The sequence below is a fragment of the Phocaeicola faecicola genome, from assembly GCF_013618865.1.
Lineage (GTDB): Bacteria > Bacteroidota > Bacteroidia > Bacteroidales > Bacteroidaceae > Phocaeicola > Phocaeicola faecicola.
In genome coordinates this window covers 1-2,544 of record NZ_JABSOE010000134.1, presented here as the reverse complement: position 1 = coordinate 2,544, position 2,544 = coordinate 1, and the positions used below count along the sequence as shown (strand labels likewise).

The window sequence follows — 2,544 nt, the reverse complement described above, 5'->3', positions numbered from 1 at the left end:
ATATTGTCAAGAGGGCTTCGCACCAAACAATTACTCGTAAAGCACGCCTCTTTAGGCTACTGTTGACGGAACAACAGGTTCAGACATCATGCTGAACAATTACTTGTACGACTTCTTGTCGCACACTTACGATGCAAAGGTAAAAAAATATTATGTATCCGCCGGCCTCTTAATGTTTTTTATATTTCCCTAAGCGGAGGGGGAAGATTCATTGAACATCGGATTTATTTCGCTAACTTTGCATGAATTTAATCTAGCAACTGACACTATATGATTGTTTGTATAGCCGAAAAGCCCAGTGTAGCTCGCGACATAGCCGAAGTACTCGGGGCACATAACCGGAAGGAAGGATATATTGAGGGTAACGGATATCAGGTGACGTGGACATTCGGCCACCTCTGTACGCTGAAGGAGCCTCACGAATACAGTCCTTCCTGGAAATCCTGGAGCCTGGGCAGCCTGCCTATGATTCCGCCACGCTTTGGTATCAAGCTGATCAATGATCCCGGAATAGAGAAGCAGTTCCGCATCATCGAGGGACTGATGCAGCATGCCGACCAGATTGTCAACTGCGGGGATGCCGGGCAGGAAGGAGAACTGATTCAGCGGTGGGTCATGCAGAAGGCGGGAGCCCGTTGTCCGGTAAAGCGACTCTGGATTTCGTCACTGACGGAAGAAGCCATCCGGGAAGGATTTGCCAAGTTGAAGGACCAGTCGGATTTCCAGCCTCTTTATGAAGCCGGACTGAGCCGTGCCATCGGCGACTGGCTGCTGGGAATGAATGCGACCCGGCTCTATACGCTGAAATATGGACAGAACAAACAGGTATTGTCAATCGGACGGGTGCAAACACCTACACTGGCACTGATTGTCAAGCGGCAACTGGAGATTGATCATTTCAAGCCGGAGCCTTACTGGGAATTGAAAACGGTATACCGTGATACGACCTTCAACTCGACCAAGGGAAAGTTTGCATCGAAGGAAGAGGGAGAGCGTTTTCTCGAGACCGTACGGCAGGCGGATTTCACCGTTACGGATATCAGTTCCAAGAAGGGAACGGAGGCTCCTCCACGATTGTTCGACCTGACTTCCCTGCAGGTAGAGTGCAACAAGAAGTTCGGTTATTCGGCCGACATGACCCTGCAGCTCATCCAGTCACTGTACGAGAAGAAGGTGACGACTTACCCACGTGTGGATACGACTTTCCTGAGTGATGACATTTATCCGAAATGTCCCAATATCTTAAACGGGCTGAAAGACTATGCAGGATATACTCAGGTACTTGTCGGCAAAAAACTGCTTAAATCGAAAAAGGTATTCGACAATTCGAAAGTAACCGACCACCATGCCATCATTCCGACGGGAATACAGCCACAGGGACTGACAGACATGGAAAAGCGGGTATTCGACCTGGTGGCCCGACGGTTCATCGCCGTATTCTATCCGGACTGTAAATTTTCGACGACTACCGTATTGGGAGAAGTCAGCCAGGTAGAGTTCAAGGCTACCGGCAAGCAGATTCTGGATCCGGGATGGCGGATTATTTTTGCGAAGGAAGTCCAGGAAGAGAATAAGGAAGGAGATGAAGAAAAGGTACTGCCGCTGTTCCAACAGGGAGAAAGCGGTCCTCACACTCCCGACCTCAACGAGAAATGGACCCAGCCCCCCAAGCTCTATACGGAAGCGACCTTGCTGAGGGCAATGGAAACAGCCGGAAAACTGGTGGACAACGATGAACTCCGTGATGCCCTCAAGGAAAACGGAATCGGACGCCCCTCCACCCGGGCTGCCATCATCGAAACCCTGTTCAAGCGTCATTATATCCGCAAAGAGCGGAAAAACCTGATTCCGACACCTACGGGCATGGAGCTGATACAGCTGATTCATGAGGAGCTGCTGAAGTCGGCGGAACTGACCGGTATCTGGGAAAAGAAATTGAGGGAAATTGAAAAGAAGTCTTATGACGCGGCCATTTTCCTGAACGAACTGAAACAGATGGTGACAGACATCGTCAACAGTGTATTAAGGGACAATACCAACCGCCGGATCACCGTCGTGCAGGAAGAAGAAACTATAAGTAAGAAAAAAGAGGAAAAGACAGTCGCAAAAAGAGTACGAAAAAAGAAAGCAGAGGAAGAAAAGGCACCGGCAGACAAAAAGGACGAAAAGAAGGCCGATGATTTAGTCGGTACCCCATGTCCCATCTGCGGAAAGGGAGTCATCCTGAAAGGCAAGACTGCCTACGGGTGTTCGGAATGGAAGAACGGATGTACGTTCCGCAAACCGTTTTAAGCGGATTTCCCGCACTGTCAGGCCAAACGGATTTCCACTGCCAACTGACTCCACTCATAACTACCCTCCGGATAAATCTGTCCTGACAGAAATATCCGGATACTTCCAATCAGAGGCTACCTATAAAAAAGGGATATTCAGTAAATGTCCCTAAAAAGTAAGGTGGCATATAAAGTCGATAGAGTATAATCACTTTATATGCCATTGCTATTGCCCTTTTTCTGTGTTTTTTCATATAATCCTATCAGTTGG

Annotated in this window: 1 protein-coding gene; it reads left to right on the top strand. The window is 48.6% G+C overall.

Annotated elements, in window-relative coordinates; genetic code table 11:
* The first annotated feature begins 270 nt into the window (after nt 1–270).
* Nucleotides 271–2,292 (top strand): DNA topoisomerase 3, encoded by a 2,022-nt coding sequence (locus H3001_RS18935; RefSeq protein ID WP_181215782.1) that lies wholly within the window; start codon nt 271–273, stop codon nt 2,290–2,292.
* Nucleotides 2,293–2,544 lie beyond the last annotated feature (252 nt).

Excerpts from the sequence above, each read along its gene's own strand:
- H3001_RS18935 (WP_181215782.1), top strand. The coding sequence starts at position 271 with ATGATTGTTTGTATAGCCGAAAAGCCCAGTGTAGCTCGCGACATAGCC.